The sequence below is a fragment of the Streptomyces sp. NPDC001222 genome (assembly GCF_042896945.1).
Classification (GTDB): Bacteria; Actinomycetota; Actinomycetes; order Streptomycetales; family Streptomycetaceae; genus Streptomyces; species Streptomyces gibsoniae.
In genome coordinates, this window is the sequence record NZ_JBIAXT010000006.1 from 24,688 (window position 1) to 40,819 (window position 16,132).

At 72.0% G+C, this 16,132-nt stretch carries 14 protein-coding genes; 1 reads left to right on the plus strand and 13 read right to left on the minus strand.

From position 1 onward, the window contains the following. The first annotated feature begins 12 nt into the window (after positions 1 to 12). On the plus strand, positions 13 to 711 hold the full coding sequence (locus ACFY2Z_RS10790; RefSeq protein WP_390743827.1) for a DUF4232 domain-containing protein: 699 nt from the start codon (positions 13 to 15) through the stop codon (positions 709 to 711). A 58-nt stretch (positions 712 to 769) separates the two neighbouring features. Here the strand turns inward: ACFY2Z_RS10790 and ACFY2Z_RS10795 are convergent, their stop codons facing one another. The 13 genes from ACFY2Z_RS10795 to ACFY2Z_RS10855 all read right to left on the minus strand — a co-directional run bounded on the left by ACFY2Z_RS10795 (position 770) and on the right by ACFY2Z_RS10855 (position 16,087). Then, positions 770 to 2,524, minus strand: a complete 1,755-nt coding sequence (locus ACFY2Z_RS10795; RefSeq protein WP_390743828.1) for a C40 family peptidase — start codon at positions 2,522 to 2,524, stop codon at positions 770 to 772. Positions 2,525 to 2,653: 129 nt separating this feature from the next. Beyond that, a complete protein-coding gene (locus ACFY2Z_RS10800) occupies positions 2,654 to 3,148 on the minus strand; it encodes a beta-carotene isomerase domain-containing protein (RefSeq protein ID WP_390743829.1) in 495 nt (164 codons plus the stop codon). 16 nt (positions 3,149 to 3,164) lie between these two features. Continuing rightward, positions 3,165 to 3,755, minus strand: coding sequence for a GNAT family N-acetyltransferase (locus tag ACFY2Z_RS10805; RefSeq protein WP_390743830.1), 591 nt, complete (start codon positions 3,753 to 3,755; stop codon positions 3,165 to 3,167). Positions 3,756 to 3,758: 3 nt separating this feature from the next. Then, entirely contained in the window at positions 3,759 to 4,037 is a 279-nt protein-coding gene (locus tag ACFY2Z_RS10810) for an acyl carrier protein (protein WP_390743831.1), read from the minus strand. Continuing rightward, positions 4,027 to 5,547, minus strand: a complete 1,521-nt coding sequence (locus tag ACFY2Z_RS10815) for an AMP-binding protein (RefSeq protein WP_390743832.1) — start codon at positions 5,545 to 5,547, stop codon at positions 4,027 to 4,029. The genes ACFY2Z_RS10810 and ACFY2Z_RS10815 overlap by 11 nt, the downstream gene beginning before the upstream one ends. Next, entirely contained in the window at positions 5,544 to 7,562 is a 2,019-nt protein-coding gene (locus tag ACFY2Z_RS10820) for a class I tRNA ligase family protein (protein WP_390743833.1), read from the minus strand. The genes ACFY2Z_RS10815 and ACFY2Z_RS10820 overlap by 4 nt, the downstream gene beginning before the upstream one ends. Before the next feature lie 101 nt (positions 7,563 to 7,663). Then, positions 7,664 to 8,722: an NAD(P)/FAD-dependent oxidoreductase gene (locus ACFY2Z_RS10825; RefSeq protein WP_390743834.1), complete on the minus strand. Its 1,059-nt coding sequence runs from the start codon at positions 8,720 to 8,722 to the stop codon at positions 7,664 to 7,666. Further along, a complete protein-coding gene (locus ACFY2Z_RS10830; protein WP_390743835.1) occupies positions 8,719 to 10,038 on the minus strand; it encodes a lysine N(6)-hydroxylase/L-ornithine N(5)-oxygenase family protein in 1,320 nt (439 codons plus the stop codon). The genes ACFY2Z_RS10825 and ACFY2Z_RS10830 overlap by 4 nt, the downstream gene beginning before the upstream one ends. A 159-nt stretch (positions 10,039 to 10,197) precedes the next feature. After that, on the minus strand, positions 10,198 to 11,385 hold the full coding sequence (locus tag ACFY2Z_RS10835) for a saccharopine dehydrogenase family protein (protein ID WP_390743836.1): 1,188 nt from the start codon (positions 11,383 to 11,385) through the stop codon (positions 10,198 to 10,200). After that, complete coding sequence (locus ACFY2Z_RS10840; RefSeq protein WP_390743837.1) at positions 11,375 to 12,448, minus strand: saccharopine dehydrogenase; 1,074 nt, start codon at positions 12,446 to 12,448, stop codon at positions 11,375 to 11,377. Before ACFY2Z_RS10840 ends, ACFY2Z_RS10835 begins: the two co-directional genes overlap by 11 nt. Before the next feature lie 139 nt (positions 12,449 to 12,587). Beyond that, on the minus strand, positions 12,588 to 13,787 hold the full coding sequence (locus tag ACFY2Z_RS10845) for an acyl-CoA dehydrogenase family protein (RefSeq protein ID WP_390743838.1): 1,200 nt from the start codon (positions 13,785 to 13,787) through the stop codon (positions 12,588 to 12,590). Positions 13,788 to 13,916: 129 nt separating this feature from the next. After that, positions 13,917 to 15,818 (minus strand): FAD/NAD(P)-binding protein, encoded by a 1,902-nt coding sequence (locus tag ACFY2Z_RS10850; RefSeq protein ID WP_390743839.1) that lies wholly within the window; start codon positions 15,816 to 15,818, stop codon positions 13,917 to 13,919. Between the two features lie 20 nt (positions 15,819 to 15,838). Continuing rightward, positions 15,839 to 16,087: a phosphopantetheine-binding protein gene (locus ACFY2Z_RS10855; protein WP_390743840.1), complete on the minus strand. Its 249-nt coding sequence runs from the start codon at positions 16,085 to 16,087 to the stop codon at positions 15,839 to 15,841. Positions 16,088 to 16,132: the final 45 nt, after the last annotated feature.

Sequence of the window (16,132 nt, forward strand, 5' to 3'; positions counted from 1 at the left end):
TCGGGGGATGTCATGCCGTACACGAAAACCCGCCGCGGTGCCACGCTGGCGACGGCCGCGGTCGCGACCGCGCTGCTGGTGACCGCGTGCCAGCCCGGTGGCGGTCCGAAGGCCGCCGGGTCCACGTCGAAGGCGCCTTCCGGGGCGTCGAGCACGGCGGCGTCGTCAGGCGCGACGGGCTCTGCGCCCTCGAAGGCCTCCGGTACGGTCGCCCCGCCGGCGTCCGCGGCCGGCGCCTCCCCCGTGGTCAAGACGTCGGGCAGCCCGGCGAAGGCCTGTACGGCGAGTGCCCTCAAGGCGGCCGTGTACCCGGCCGCCCACCGGCCGTCGGGAACGGGGACCGGAGCGGTGATCGCCGAGTTCACCAATGTCTTGGGACAGCCCTGCGTCCTGCAGGGCCATCCGACCGTGGCGGGAGCGGGCAACGGGTCCCCGCAGCACAATGTTCCGCTGTCGGTGACCCGCGTGGGCACGGCTTCGCCGGTGCGGCTGGCGCCGGGCGGCAGGGCATGGGCAAAGCTGACCTTCGTCCAGGTCCAGGGCGAGGGCGACGGCTACTGCGTGTCGGGGGCGAAGCCCGTGGTGTACCCGACCCTGGTGGTGGGTGTGCCGGGGGCCGGGGCGCACCAAGTTGCCCTGGCGGACGGTGAGTTCGCCGAGTGCGACAACAAGGTGACGGTGACCGCGGTCTCGGCGCTGAAGCCCTCCTGAGCAGGTCCCCGGCCCGGGGGAGTCGCCGTACGCGACGACTCTCCCGGGCCGCCCGGTGTCAGATGCGGTGCACGGTGTGCAGCTTCTTGGCGTACGTGCCCGTGCCGTCCAGTAGCGAGGCGCCACCGAGGTCGGCCATCGTGGGCCCGTTGACCGTCTTGCGGCTGGACAGGAAACGGCGCTTGCCCATCGTGTCCTGGCCCAGATAGATGCCCACGTGGTCGACCGTGACGGTCGGGTTGTCGTCACCGGAGTCGGCGTTGAACAGCACCAGGTCACCGGGCTGGAGCAGGGCGGCGGCGGGCGGGTTGGTGCCGTCGGTCCGGTCGACACGCACCCCGGGCGCGTAGTCGGCCATGTCCCGGGACTTGCGCGGCAGCCTCTCCTTGGAGGTGTCCTGCCCCGCGGCCATGGGCACCCCCATGTGGTAGCCGTACACCATGCGGGTGTAGCCGGAGCAGTCCAGGTTCCCCACCTGTCTGCTCGACGGCCCGGTGTGGACGCCGTCGTCGAAGGTCCAGCCCACGTTCATGTACTCATGGAAGTCGGCGCCCTCGTAGCGGTAGCCCTGCGGATCGAGGTAGCCGTAACCCGCCTCCCCCAGCACCTGCTTGCCCTGCGCGGGTCCCGCGCCGGCCGTCACGGCCGGCGCGCCGCCGAGGAACATCGCGGCATGCGCGAGGACGTCCGGGGCCGTGGAACCGGCCCAGGCACGGATGGTCTGCTCCAGTCCGTCGCTCCAGGTGCCGTCGAACGGCTGGGGAAGGACCCGCACCCAGTCGCCGTGGGTGACGGTCGGCGGAGCCTCCCAGTTCGCTGCGTCCACCTCGAAGTTGCTCACGGAGAGCTTGACGGGCAGGTTGGTGCAGCCGCTGTTGGCCAGGGCGCGCACGCCCACCCGGCCCTTGGCGAAGACGGGGTCGGTGACGTCGACGGCCCACTCGGAGGGCTCGGCCGAGGCCGCGCGCCAGGCCTTCGCCTGGATGCGGGAGCCTTCATGGCGTACCCGTATCGTCCAGTCGGTGCCCGCGGGCACACCGGTGGCGAGGCTAAGGGCCGGGGCCAGCTGGGTGACGGTGTCGGACACCTCCTTCTCCACCCGCAGTTCGACGGCGCCGGTGGTCAGGAAGGACAGCCGGGCGCGGTAGTTGTTGTGGGGGTCCTGGTAGCCGAAGGACAGGGCGAACGAACACGCCTGACCGGTGGGCACCTTGTCGAAGCGGCCCACGCACCGCACATCGACATCCGTGATGTCGGCGTCCCTGAGCGTGGCATGGCGGCTGGCGAAGTCGGTCGTCAGACTGATCACGCCGGCCCCGGGGACGACCGAGTAGTCGGTGTCCGCTGGCCCGAGGGTGGACCAGCTCCCGCCCCCGGGAGAGTCCCCCCAGTACTCGCGGTCCGCGACGGGCAGCGACACATCCGGCAGGGTGCGCTGGAAATTGTCCGCGAAGGGCCGCTTGTTCTCGGCGAAGGTGCGCTGCGGACCGGGCACGACGACGGTACGGGCGCCGTGGGTCAGCAGGGCGACGCGCCGGCCGCCGGAGGTGACCTCGGTGCGGGCCGGTGTTCCGGGCAGCACCGTGGCGGTGAGCGAGGCGCCGAGCGTCACCGGGGTGAAGTAGGCGGCGTCCAGCGGGGGCAGGGTCACCGAGGAACGCGCGGAGCTCAGGCCCGCCGGAGCGGGGAAGGGCTGCACGGTGGCGGCCGGGCCGGCGGCGCGCGCCGGGCTCGCGGCGAGCCCGGTGAGCGGCGCGGACGCGGCCGAGGCCACGAGGACGGCGAGAAGGCCGCGTCGGGAAGTGTCAGGCATACCCCCATGATCCCCTCCACCCCGCACCCGGACGACATCGCCCCCGTCCGGCGCTCGTACCCCATCTCGGCGACGCCATAAGCCTGTTCACCCGCCGTACCCCGCCGGTGGGGTACGGCGGGGTACGGGTCACCGGGCCCGGCGCGGAGCCGGGACGAAGGAGACGCGGCACGTGGACCGACGGAGGTCGGGGGTGAGCGTCGTGGGAACGTTGAGCGTGTCGGTGAAGAAGCTCTCCGTGGGACCCTTGCAGACACGCAGACAGATCTCCGGCGAGGTCTCGGCGAGGAACCTGCACCGCTGCACCACCAGTTCGGTCGGGCCCGTGCGGCGGATCGGGCCGACGAGCCACCGGAACAGCCGCGGTGTCACCAGGGTGAGGGTCCGGGCCGCCGCGTGTGGCGTCCGGCGCCCGAGACGGCCCAGGACCCCGACCGCCCGGCGTCCGCCCATCCAGCCCGTGTACGAGCCGTGCACCGCGCTGACCAGCTCCGCACCGGAGAACCGGGCGTGCTCGTGCTCGGTCTGGTCGACCAGCGCCGCATACCCTGTCGCGGCCGAGCGATAGCCGATCTGGCGCGCGTGGACGCGCAGGAACTTACGGAGCAACAGGCCGTCGATCATGTGCGATCCCCCTTCGTCACACCCCTGAAGTCATGAGGTGTTCCTTCACCCGAGGCCATTCGGCGCGCAGGACGCTGTAGAAGATCGCGTCCCGACGACGCCCGCCGGGCATGTAGTTGAAGCTCCTCAGGACGCCTTCCTCGGTCGCGCCGATGTTGCGCAGCCCGCGTCGCGCCTGCTCGTTGAGCACGTCCGTCTTGAACTCGACCCGCTCTGCGTCCAGTTGCTCGAAGGCATGCTCCAGCAGCAGGTACTTCACCCACCGGTTGACGCCCTGGCCACGGAAGTCGCGGCCCAGCCAGGACCAGCCGATCTCCAGCCGGGCGTCGGCCTCGGCGAGGTTGCCGTACGACATGCTGCCGGCGATCCGGCCGGAGGACTTGTCGGTGACGACGAACACGATCCGGCGGCCGGCCGCCTGGTCGGCGAGGCAGGTGTCGAAGAACACCTTGAAGTCGGCCTCGTCCTCCACCCGGGAGACGAAGTACCGCCAGATGTCCGGGTCCATGGCGACCGCCCGGATCCCCTCGCGGTCGGCCTCCGTCACCGGGTGCAGGCGTACATGGTCGTTCTCCAGGACGGCTGCCGCCTTCTGGGCCCAGGTCATAGATCAGGTTCCCTCGGTCGAGTAACGGGCCAGTGCTTCCACGACGTCGCGCAGGGTTCGCATCCGGTCGAGGTCGTCCTCGGTGAAATGGCCGAGGTCGACGCCGGTAGCCTCGCACAGCTCCGTCAGGAACAAGACCTTGTTCAAGGACGTCAGGGCGTAGGAACCGGCCATGTCGGCGTCCGGATCGAGCGCCGTCGGCGCGATGTCGTGGGTCAGTACGGCGGCCAGCTGCTCGCGGGCCGCGCCCTCCAACGCGGACTGCGTGGACTCAGACAGCATGGATTCCCTCCTCGGGGTCGTGGACGGCGTCGTGGTAGGCGTCGAGGATCCGTGCTCGCTTCGGCTTGTACTGCGAGGTGAGCAGGCCGTTGTCGATGGAGAACGGGGGGTCGGCGACGAGGGCGCGGCCGATCCGTTCGTCGGCGGCGCGGGAGGCGTTCGTGTGGGCGAGGCGGGCGGCTATCGCCTTCTCGTCGGCGGGCTCGGTGGCCGGCGAGACCACGGCCACCAGCTCGGTCTGGCCCGGGCAGAACAGGACGCACTCGGCGATGGCCGGATCGGCCTTCATGTCCTCCTCGATCGGCCGGACGATCACCTTCTTGCCGTTGTCCAGGACGATCACGTCGTCGGCCCGGCCGCGGATGAAGAGGAATCCGTCCTCGTCGATGTAGCCGAGGTCGCCGGTGCGGACGGTGCCGTCCGGACCGAACACCCGCTCGGAGTCGCCCGGCCGGCAGTAGGCGTAGTGGTCGTTGACCGGGTGCTCGCTGCGGACCGTGACGACCCCGTCCTCGCCGATCAGCACCTCCTTGCCCGGCAGCACCTTGCCGACGCTGCCGTCACGGTGGGCCTTGGGGTGGTTCTTGGTGACGATGCAGGTCTCGTTGAGCCCGTAGCCCTCGTAGATGGGCAGCCCCGCCTCGGTGAAGAAGCGCAGCATGCCGGAGGCCGCGGGTGCCGATCCGGTCCACAGATAGCGGATGTGGTCGCCGAAGACCGCCCGTGCCGCCTGCCCCGCGGTCTGGCCGTCGCCGCGGCGCATCCTGGCCTGGATCTGCCGCTTGGCGGTCTCGTAGAAGGCGGGGACCCCCATCACCACGGTCGGGCGCACCCGGCGCAGCGCGGCGAACGCGGCCTCGTAGGTGCTGACCGTGATGTCGTGGCCGTGCAGCAGCGCCGAGTAGACCCAGTAGCGCTGCTGGAGGAGGGAGAGCGGCAGGAACACGAACAGGTCGTCGTCCGGGCCGTGTTCGAAGATCTCCTGCACCGCCCGCAGCGAGCTGTCGATGCTGCCCGCGGTGGCACCGAGCCCCTTGGGCTCGCCGGTGCTGCCGGAGGTGAACTTGATGGTGGTGACGTCCTTGGGGCCCCAGGTCACCGGCGGCAGTGGCGCCCCGTCCAGGTCCGCCCGCTCCGCGAGCTGGGCCACCTCGCCGATCGGTACCATACCGGGCCCCTGGACGGGCCGGTCGGTGAACAGCAGACGGATGCCGTAACGGTCCATCAGGTCGGTGGTCGCCGCGAACTTGCCCGGCTCGAACCCGGCGGTCTCGGCCTTCAGCCGCAGCGCCGCCAGGTCGAGCAGGACCCATTCCAGACTGTTGGCCGCGAGGATCCCGATCCGGTCACCGGGGCGGATCCCCTGCTCCCGCAGCCATCGGGCCACCCGGCCGGAGCGGCGGTACAGCTCGCGCAGCGGGAGGGTCTGGGTGCCCAGCAGGCTGGCGACGCGGATGTGCCCGTACCCCGGTTCGGCGGAGACGATGCGGCCCAGCGTGTCGTCCGTCACCGGTCCTCCTCCCCCGGCCCTGTGTCCGTGCCGGTCGCGCCGGCCGACTTGAAGAACACGGTCTCGGAGAGCCTGATCTCCGTGCCCGGAGCGACCAGTTCCACCGTGTCCGGCCAGGTGGTGGGCTCCGGCAGACCGAGCGCCGCGGCGAGCCGGCCGGCGAAGCGCGGCATCACGGGCGTGGCGGCATGGGCGAGCAGCCGGGCCGCGGCCAGTTCCAGCGCGATGGCGGTACGGGCCTCGTTCTGCCAGCCGGCGCTCTGGGCGGTGAGCGACTCCAGGGCGGAGAAGCGGACGGTGTCGGCGACCAGACCGTCGAGTTCGGCCGCGGCCTGGTTCAGCGAGAAGCCGTCCGCGCGCAGGCTGCCGCCGACGGCGGCGAGGCGGGCGCCGAGCCGGGCGAGGAATGCCGAGTGCTCCGGCGTCCAGTTGCCGGCGTCGGGGGCCTTGCCGTCGTAGTGCTTGGCGATCCGCGCGCCGAGGTCGTGCAACCAGCGCTGCCAGGTGCCGATCAGGGTCTCGTCGAGCGTCCGGGCGTAGTCCACGCGGCGGAAGTTGGTGCGCTCGCCCTCGGGCCGGGTGCGCGACAGGAAGTAGCGTACGGCGTCGACGGAGTCGGGGGTCAGGATCTCCTTGCCCCAGACGGCGTGGCGCCGGCTCGTCGAGAACTTGCTGCCCTCCAGCAGATAGAACTCGTTGACGTGGTAGTCGATGTCCGGCTCCCAGTCGGGGTGGGCCAGGCGGTAGAGCACCGGGTAGAGCACGGAGTGGTAGAAGCTGTTGTCGTAGCCGAAGAAGTGGACGATCTTCCAGTCCTGGCCGGGCTCGGCGGCCTTCCAGTCGCGGCCCAGGCGCACGCCCAGGGACTGGATGCCGTGCAGGAAGCCGTAGGACATCTCGGGCCACACCCAGATGACCTGTCCGTCGACGTCCGTCTCCGTGGGCGCGACGCCCCACGAGGAGGGGTGGGTGAGAGGGATGTCCATGGCGGGCCGGGCGAAGAGCCGGTCGCTCAGCTCGCGCAGCCGGGCCGGGACACGGCCGAGCCTGTGGTGGGCGGCGACCTCCTCGCGGAACACGTGCAGCGGCAGCGAGTAGCGGGCCAGCGGGGCGCGCCGCGGTTCGCCGACGGAGGCGGCGGAGCGGGGCTCGGCCAGGTCCACCACGGTGTTGGGCTCGCCGCACTCCTCGCAGATGTTGCCGCTGGTGCCCGAACCGCAGCCGGGGCAACCGCCCTTGACGTCGACCTCGTAGAGGTACTGACCGCTCTCGGCGTCGAAGAGCGCGTCCTTCTCGGTGACGGTGGCCCAGCCGGAGGCGACCACACGGGAGAAGAAGTCGCGCAGGCCGTCCCGGTAGCCGGGCTCCGCGTCGGTGACGGTGTACTGGTCGGGCCTGATGTCCATCAGGTCGAGGGTGCGGGCGATCTCGGCGCTGTAGTGCGCGGCCGTCTCGGCGGGCTCCCGGCCCTCCTGACGGGCGGCGCCCACCACATAGCTCTGGTAGTCGTCGCTGCCGGTGAGGTGCCAGGCCTCGGTGCCGTTCATGCGCTGGAAGCGGACGAAGGCGTCGGCGCCGAGGTAGGGGCCGGACAGATGGCCGAGGTGGAGGTCGCCGTTGGGGGTGGGCGGCGTGGAGAAGACGAACACCGGGCGGTCGCCGAAGGCGCGGCGCTCCTCGTTGCCGGCGGACTGCAGGGCGCGGCCCGGGTCACGCCAGTACTGGGTGACGAAGATCAGGTCGGTGTCGCCGGTGTTCTCCAGAACGTGGGTCTCGAAGGGTTCGAAGAGGGCCAGTGTGCCCGGCTCGGCGGGGTGCCTGCGGCCGTCCACGACGAACTCGCCCCGGCCCGCGACGATGACGAAGAACTCGGTCTCGTCGTGCTGGTGACCGGTGGAGGCCTGCCCCGGGGCCACCCGCCCCCAGCCGGCTCCCACGCCGAGCCCCTCGATGCTGCTCATGCGGATGCCGAACGCGTCGTGGAGGGCACGCGCGTCGTAGCGACTGAAGATCATGTCGGTTCCTTTCGGGAGGACGTTCCGAGGGCTCGGCAAGGCCGCTCGGAGGACGCCCGGGAAGGCATTCGAGAACCGGGAAGGCCTCGTGAAGGCGTCGGTCAGGCGGCGTGCTTGGACAGCAGGCGCACGCTCTCCGCGGCGACGGCCGGCGCCAGGCGGTACCCGGAGCCTCCGGCGGCACCGGCGAAGATCAGGCGCCCGTCCTCGGTGAGCGTTTGCACGAGCGGACCGCCGCCCGGGTTGTAGGCGTCGCAGAAGACCCGTCCCGACCGGATCCGGTCGGCGAGCCGGGGCGCGTAGCCGGCCAGCACCTCCACGGCCTCCGCCCGGTTGACGGAGGTGAGACCGGGGTCGACCGTGTCGGGGTCCACGTCCCACTCCGTGCAGGTGTAGCTGAACAGCCAGTGGCCGCGCCGGCGGTACGGCAGCAGGAACGCGTCCTCGTCGTGGAAGACGATCGCGCCGTCGTCGTCGGACGGGGCGTCCTCGATGTGCAGCGCCACGATCTTCTTCACCCGTGCCCCGAGCGGCGCCACGAGATCGCGCCAGGCGGGGTGGGCGAGCCATGGTCCCGGAGCCAGTACCGCCTGCCGTGCGGTGAGCACGTCGCCGGTGCTCAGCGTCAGCCGGACGCCGTGCGTGTCCGGCTCCAGGCCGGTCACCGTCACGCCTTCACGGAACTCCACGCGCGGGCGCAGTTCGGCGGCGAGGGCCTGGGTGAGGGCCGACACGTCCGCGTACTGGCAGCCGTCCCCGGCCCAGGCCGCCGCGCCCGCCGGCAGGCTGACGGCCGCCGACGGCACCTTGTCCACGCGCCGCAGGTTCGTCTCGGGCAGGTACACCTCGTCGAGCCGCGGCGCGGCCGACTCGGGCGCGACGACGGTCATCGCGAGTGGGTGGATCGGCAGCTCGGGGCGCTCGGCGAGGAGCTGGGCGTAGTAGCGCTGGCTCTCGGAGGCCATCGCCCGCACCGACGGGGAGGCGCCGCGGGGGAAGTGCAGGCCCGCGGAGCGGCGGGTCGCACCGGAGCCCACCAGGTCGCGGTCCAGCACCGTCACGTCCGCACCGGGGTCGGCGGCCAGCACCTCGTGCGCGATCAGGCAGCCGATCACCCCGGCGCCGATCACGGCGATCGGTGTGCTCTGCGCCGGGCTCATGTGTCCCTCCCGGCCCGGGCGCCCATCTTGGTCGACCACTCGATGAACGACGGCAGTTGGTCGTTGCTGGACACCTTGCCGAGCCGGTCCGCGATGCGCTGGCTGCGCCAGGCGTTCAGGCTCAGGTTGGGGTCGGCGAGGCCGCGCTGACCGCGTGCCGCGTTCTGCACGAAGATCCGGCGGTCGTCGGGCCCGTCCCAGTGGACGGCGTAGTCCTCGTCGATGCGCAGTTCGTCGCCGTCGCGCTCCAGCCGGTCGGCTATGGGGTCGAGGAAGTCCATCTGGGTCGACCGGAAGCCGGTCGCCCAGATCACGACGTCCGCCTCGAACAGCTCCACGGCCTCGCGGTCGTCGTTGTGGCGGGCGGTCACCTGCCAGCCGCCGTACAGGCCGGTGGACACCTCGGTCACCTCGCGGTTGGGGTACAGGCCCACCAGGTCGACGTTGCCCTCGACGAACCGGTGCAGATAGGCACGCTGGTAGATGTCGCGCAGGGTGCTCTCGGAGATGCCGTCGCTGGTGAGGATGTGCCGCTCGTTGAACGCCTGCCGGCTGTCGCGGTCGAGACTGAAGAAGTACTCGGCGTGCGACGGCATGTAATAGTCGTTGGTGAAGGGCGAGTCGTCGATCGGGAAGTAGTTGCCCCGACGGGAGATCCACGAGACCCGGCGCGGCAGATCCTTGCTGGGCTGGGAGATCATGTCGAGGAAGGCCTCGGCGCCGGACTGTCCGCCGCCGATCACCACGACGCGCTTGCCGCCCAGGTTCTTGGCCTGGTTGAGGTACTCGCTGATGTGGAACTGCGTGGGCCCGAGGGCGCCTTGGACCTGCGGCGGGACCCAGGGCTCGCTGCCCACGCCGACGACCACGTTGTCCGCGGTGACGGTGCGGCGGTCCGTGCGGACCGTGAACACCCCGTCGAAGCCGACCTCCCGGACCGCTTCGCCGAAGACGATGTTCTTGTTGCAACGGCTCGCCCACGCGAGGTAGTTGCGGAACTCCACCCGCGGTACGGCGTCGAACTGGGCGTTGAGGAAGTGGTACAGGCGGCCGTTGTCGTGGAGGTAGGACAGGAACGAGAACGGGTTGCGGGGGTCGGCCAGCGTCACCAGGTCCTTGAACAGGGAGACCTGCAAGGTGTTTCCGGGCAGCTGCTGGCCGTCGTGCCAGCTGAAGGACTCCTTGCGGTCCAGGAACAGATTGGGCACGTCCGTCCGGCCGTGGAGCAGGGACGCGAGACTCAGGTTGGCCGGGCCTACGCCGACTCCCAGGCAGCGGTAGTGCGTCGGGCCGGAGCGAGTGGGCTCATGAGCCATGTGGGATCTCTCCTTGGGGCGGGTCGCCGCGCTCGATGGTGTGAAGGGGTTCACGTGCGATGCCCGGCGGACCGCCGGACGCGTGCCGAGCGGCCGCCACCGCTCGGCGGGGGCCCGGCGACGCGATGCCGACAGATGCGTGCGGGCGGGCCACGGAGGTCATGGTTCGACTCCCGGGCCGGTGGGCGGGGTCTGGGTGTACGTCGTGGGCACGCCGTGGGCCGCGAGGAAACGCAGCCAGCGGGCGGCCTCGTCGGGGTCCTCGGCCGCGCGGTTCAGACCGGTCGGCAGGGCGCCGTCGAGGATGCGGGTCACGCCGTGGGCGAGCGGCAGTGAGACACAGCGGGCCATCGCGCTCTCGGTGTCGTCGCCCGTGAGGTCCAGCAGCCGGGATCCCTGCCACCGGGTGCCGCCGGCGGTGTCCTCCACCCTCAGGTCGACGGAGAGGACCACGCGGTCCCGGTCGGCCTCCGTGGTCGGGTAGCGGTCGGCCAGTTCCTTGGCCAGGGAGCGGATCCGGGTCTCGTCGTCGGTCAGGACGGTCTCGAAGACCTCGGTCCAGGCAGCGCGCCAGCCGGCGTTGCGCAGGGTGCCCCGGACGAAGGTGTCCAGGTGCCAGCCGTCGGGAACGCGGTACTGGGCGACGAACGGCAGGCTGTCCCGGTTCGGGTAGACCTCGAACGGCTCCCCGCCGAGGACCACGGTGCGGGTGGCCTGCCAGGGGTGGCGGACGGTGCGCCGTCGGCCGCCGTCGATGTGGTGCGCGGGCGAGCGGAGCGCGGCCAGGACGCCGTAGGGCGCCCAGCTGAACCGGTAGCGGAAGTCGTTGGGTTCGGCGGGGATGCCGCCGCAGTACGAGGTGAAGGTGACGGACGCCGCCCGGTCACCGACCTCCTCGCGGGCCCGCTCGACCAGCTGATGGCTCATCAGGTGGTCGATACCGGGGTCGAGCCCGGCCTCGGTCAGGACGACCAGGCCGGCCCCGGCCGCCACGGCCGCCTGCTCGTCGAGCGCCTCGGAGGTGTAGCTGGTGCAGGCGAAGTGGGCCCCCCGGTCGACGGCGAGCCGGAGCAGGGCCGGGTGCTCGGTCGCGGGCAGCATGGAGACGACCACGTCGCCGGGGCGCACCTGGGCCTCCAGGGCGCCCGGTCGCAGGGCACGGGCCTCGGCGCGGCCGGCGAGTCCGAGGGCCGCGAGCCGGCGGTCGGCGCGCTCGGCGGTACGGTCCCACAGCAGCAGCCGTTCGGCACGTTCGCACAGTAGTCCCAGGCCGCTGCGGCCGGTGGACAGCCCGGTGCCGATCCAGTGGACGACACCGCTCGCGGGCACGATCCGGTCATCGGACACGGCTGTCCTCCTCTCCGTCGGCACCGGCCGCTTCCCGGGCCACCGCCTCTCCGAACAGGTGCAGGCAGCGGGACCAGGGGGAGGAGTCCGCGCCGAGGTCCGGCAGATGGGGCCACAGTTCGGCGGAGAAGGACCGGCTGGCCTCGGTGGGCAGCAGCGAGGGCAGGTTGTCCAGGGCGATCAGGTCCAGCGGACGGTCGCCCTCGCGCAGCCGCCGTACCGGATGCGTCCAGTCCGTGACCGCGTCGTAGATGGGCAGGACGTTGCAGTCGGAGCCCACGTCGCAGGTGACGTCGACGACGACGGACAGGCGCCGCCCCGGCGCGTCGAGGTCCTCGGGGGTGAGGAACGGCCGCACCGGGCGGGTCACCAGCACGGTGTTGACCAGGATGTCGTGGTCGAGCAGGGCGTCCCGGTCCAGGGCGCGGGTCTCCGCCAGATCCCAGCGGACCGGTTCGATCCCGGCGGTCTCCAGCGCGTCGCACGCGCCCCGGCCGCTGCGGCCCAGGGCGCCGACGACCAGAGCCGTGCCGCCGCCGCGGCCCTCCCGTAGCAGGGTGTCAAGTTCCGTACGCTCCAGGGAGCGCAGCGGTGTCCGCAGCGTGCCGCGCCGGTGCAGGACCGCCAGTGCCGCGCCCAGGTAGCCGGCCCAGTAGCCGAAGGCCGCAAGGCGCCGTCCGTCGTCGTCCGTGAGGTACTCCAGGTCGAGCAGCGCGCCACCACCCGACGTGAACCGGCCGAGCAGCTCCCGGGCGCCCCGCTGCCCCTTGTAGGCGTGGCCGAAGTACACATGCCGGTGGTGCAGCGGGCCCGGCTGCGGGGGCAGTTCCTTCAGCCCCAGGACGTGATGGTCCTCGGGGGCTCGGGTCCAGCTGCCGGCCGGTGCGGTGGCGCAGCCCGCGCGGACGTACTCGGCCAGCGGGAAGACGCGCTGCGGCGAGTCCTCCACGGTGATCGGGACGCCCTGGCTCACCAGGCGCGCGGCGTCGCGGGGCACCAGCGGCGCTCGGCGTTCGGTGGGGCGGCTCTCGTGCCGCAGCCACAGGCGGGGCAGGTCCGACATCAGTGCTGCTCCTCGAAGGGGGTACGTCCCTCGGCCCGGTGGACGCGGGCCGGGTGGGCCGCTGTCCGGGGCGGGGTGGTCGATCTGGTGCTCCTTGCGGGTGGACGGAATCCGGTGGCCGGCCCGGGGCGACGGGCCGTCATCCGGCGAGGGCGGCGCGCCGTACGTCCAGGGCGTCGGCGACGGCCAGGCGCAGCACGTCGGTGGCGCCCTCGTAGATGCGCAGCGAACGGATCTGCCGGTAGAGGCGTTCGGGCAGGCCGCCCTTGACCACTCCGGCGGCGCCGAAGAGCTGTACGGCCGCGTCGACGACGTCCTGGGCCGCCTCCGTGGCATGGACCTTGGCGATGTGGGAGTGCCGGGCGTAGCCGCGGCTGCCGCGGTCGCAGTCCCAGGCCGCGCGCGCGACGAGCAGCTCGGCGGCGTTGATCTTGACCTCCATGTCGGCGAGCGAGCCCTTCACCAGTTGGAGGTCGAAGAGGGTGCCGCCGTAGGCGTCCCGGTTCCTGGTGTGGGCCAGCGCGGCGTCGGCGGCCCGGCGGGCGAAGCCGACGGCCGCGGCGCCGACGGTCATCCGGAACCGGTCGAGCAGGTCGGCGGCGATGACGAAGCCCCGGCCCGGCCGGCCGAGCACGGCCTCGGCGGGAACCCGGCAGTCCTCGAAGGACAGATGGCCGAAGGAGCGGGGCGCGATGGCCTCCAGCCGTTCGCTCACCCGCACGCCGGGAGTGTGGGCGGGCACCAGAAAGGCCGTGAGGCCGAGCGGCCCCGGGCCGTCCCCGGTGCGGGCGATGACGACGAACAGGTCGGCGATGGTGGCGTGCGCGATCCACGCCTTGCCGCCGTTGAGGACGTACCCGCCGCCCTCGACGCGCCGGGCGCCGAGTCCCACCGCCGCGAGGTCCGAGCCGGCCTGCTTCTCGGAGACGGCGAAGGCGCCGATGATCGAGCCGTCCGCCATGCCGGGCAGATAGCGCTTGTGCTGTTCGGCGTCGCCGAACCGGATGATCGGCGTGGCGGACAGCGACTGGATGGAGTAGGCGAAGTCGGCGAGGTCCTCGGCGTAGGCGAGCGCCTCCCGGCCCAGGCACAGGGCGCGCAGATCCCCGGGCAGACGGTGCGGCGCGGCGTGGGGGTCGAGCGTGGCGAGCCAGCCGTCCTCGCCGAGCATGCCCACCAGGCGGCGCCCGGCCTCGTCCGGGTCCATCCGGCGCACGGCCTCCCAGAGCGGGCCGTGGCCGTCGCACCAGACGCCGATCTCCTCGGCGAAGCGGCGGTGTTCGTCGTCGTAGAAGGGGAGTGCGAGTGCCTCGGGGTCGAAGCTCGTGGTGATGTCCACTGGGGAACTCCGTGCGGGTGAGGACCAGGGCCGCGGGGCGGCCCGGCCGGTTCGGATGACCGGGGCGGGCGTCGGACCGGCCGACGGGTCCGCGCCGGGACGGCAGGGACCGGCGGGCCTGGGCGGCCGTCAGGGAGCCAGTGCCGCCCGGGCGATGGCGTCGGCGTCCTCGAGGATCACCGAGCCGACCCCTGGGCGGATGCCCGCGGCCGTCGCCCAGTGCACGAACTCGGTGGGCACCCCGTAGGCGAACCGGCGCGGATGGGGCACGCCCTCGGCGTCCACCACCCGGTAGGGGCGGCGGGTGACGTCGAGTCCGCCGGTCTCGTAGTCACCCTCGGGATCCGGAATGCTGTGCGGCCGGCCCTGCCCGGTGCTGAGCAGGTGCCGCAGCAGCGGGTTGCCGCTGCGGCGCAGATCCACGTCGGGGATGCGCGCCTCGATCAGCGTGGTGGCGCGCACCTCCGCGCCGGGTATGGCGTCGGAGCCGATGAGGAAGCCCTCCCCCAGCGGGTCCGGGCGGACCCGGGTGCGGGGGCCGACGACCTGGAGCACTCCGGCCTCGATGAGGGCGGTCATCTCCTCGATGCGGGACAGGGGCGGGCCGATGGACAGATACGCGTTGAGCGGTGTGAACCAGCCCACCACCTCGTCCCGGTAGGAGCTGCCGGTGATCCCGGTGTGGTCGATGGCGAGCCGGACCTCGTTGCGCAGGTCGCGCAGGACGTCCAGGGCGGCCTTGACCGGATTGTGCACGTTGCCGCCCCGGGCCTGCCGGGCGTCCTCGCGCAGATAGTCCAGCAGCCAGCGGTTGAAGTCGGCGCGGTCGGCGAACGCACGTTGTCCCCAGGGGCGTTCGACGCGTTCCCAGTCCCACTCGTCGGCGGCGGTCACGCCGTGGCGGCGCAGTACGGCCGTACGCCCGGAGGCGTTGGCGGCCAGGTACTCGGCCAGGAACAGGTCGGCGGTCGCCCGGTCGGTGCGCTGCGCCACGAGGGCGTGGTGGTAGACGGCGCGCACCTCCGCGTCCAGCAGCGGCCAGACGTGCTGCCGGAAGGTCGCGCCGGACACGGCGCGGATCCGGCGGACCGCGTCGAGGGTGAGGAACAGCGGTTCGTGTCTGCCGGTCGGCCCCTTCTGGTTCTCCCCGCGCGCCTGGTACGGCACTCCGCGACGGGATCCCGCGTACAGCACGGGCTCCTGACCGGAGGGGAGGTACCGCAGTCCGTCGGGGGTCGGCGCGAACTTCCCGCCCCGGCCCTCGGTGAGCAGGGCGAGGACGTCGAAGAACGCCAGTCCCAGACCTCGCAGCCCGACGACCTCTCCCGAGGCGATGTCGTCCAGGTCGAGGTCCGCGGGGTTGGCCGCGGGCAGGTAGCGCAGCCTGTGGCGGCCGGCGAACGCCGTGAGGCGACGCTCCTCGGCCGCGGGCTCGTTGGGCCCGTGTCCGAGGGACAGCACCACGACGTCCAGGCCGGTCAGCCGAGTTCCGTCGTCCAGGGTGACGCACTGGCCGGTCGCGTCCTCGTCCAGGGCGACGGCTGTGGCCGGGTGGACGACGATCCGGAGGGTGTCGGGGGCGGTGGCCACGAGGTGGGCGAAGACCCACTCCAGATAGCGGCCGTACTGCGCCCGGGAGGGGTAGTCGTCGGGCCCGAGCCGCTCCGCCCGCGGCCAGTCCTTCGGGGTGCCGGCCTCGGGCCGCTGGAGCCAGTCGTACAGGCTGGGGCCCGGCCGGATGGGCCCGGCGCACTGGACACTGTCGTCGGTGAACTGGCTGACCTGCGAGGTCACCGTGTTCATCAGCAGATGGGGGGACTGCCGGGTGCGCCACGTGCGTCCGGGCCCGGGCGGGCAGGGGTCGACCACGTGGACCGACAGCCGGCGCTCGCCGGTGTGGTTGGCACATAACCGCTCAAGGACCGCGAGGCCTCGCGGACCGGCGCCCACGACACAGATCGTCCTGGTCGGCTGCGGCAAGGTCACATCTCCTTCCTTCGGTCCGCCCGAGCGAAACGAGCGCCGGGGCACGGTACGGTGGGGGCCTTTTCTTACTCAGCTACGGCGCGCCGCGCGGCTTCTTCGGCGAATTCACCGAAGGTCATTGTCGGCAGCTTTTCCATCTCCTCGTCGGAGAATTCCACGCCGTGATTGTCGAGCTGCATCACGAGTTCCGCTATCGAGAGCGACTCCAATTCGAGACCACCGTCACCCAGCGGGGTGTCGTCGGTCACCGACTCCGTGTCGAAGTGCATGTCCCGGAGCGTGTCGATCATTACTTTCCGCAGGTCAGAGGACATATTGCAAACCTCCAGTCGAGGGTGTGGGGACACCACGGGAAACGC